Origin of the sequence: Pseudomonas sp. VE 267-6A, from assembly GCF_024126555.1 — a bacterium.
Classification (GTDB): Bacteria; Pseudomonadota; Gammaproteobacteria; order Pseudomonadales; family Pseudomonadaceae; genus Aquipseudomonas; species Aquipseudomonas palmensis.
The window spans coordinates 1-357 of sequence record NZ_JAMYBY010000063.1 but is presented as its reverse complement, the minus strand read 5'-3'; the positions used below and the strand labels follow the sequence as shown (position 1 = coordinate 357).

Annotated in this window: 1 protein-coding gene; it reads left to right on the top strand. The window is 68.6% G+C overall.

Annotated elements, in window-relative coordinates:
* Nucleotides 1-357, top strand: a 357-nt coding sequence (locus tag NJH59_RS25650) for an AMP-binding protein (protein WP_253087484.1), incomplete at both ends; no start/stop codon positions are given.

Below are 357 nucleotides of genomic sequence, written 5' to 3'. Positions count from 1 at the left end.
AGATGGTCGTCGCCCTGCTGGCGACCCTCAAGGCCGGTGGCGCCTACGTGCCGCTGGACCCGGAATACCCGCGCGAGCGCCTGGGCTACCTGTTCGACGACAGCGGCATCGCCCTGCTGCTGACCCAGCAGCACCTGCTGGCACAGTTGCCGGTGCCCGAAGGCCTACCGCTGCTCGCCCTGGACACGCTGGACCTGAGCGAGCACGCCCAGAGCAACCCGGACATTGCCCTGCACCCGGAGAACCTGGCCTACGTCATCTACACCTCCGGTTCCACCGGCAATCCCAAGGGCGCCGGCAACCGCCACAGCGCACTCACCAACCGCCTGTGCTGGATGCAGCAGGCCTACGCCCTGG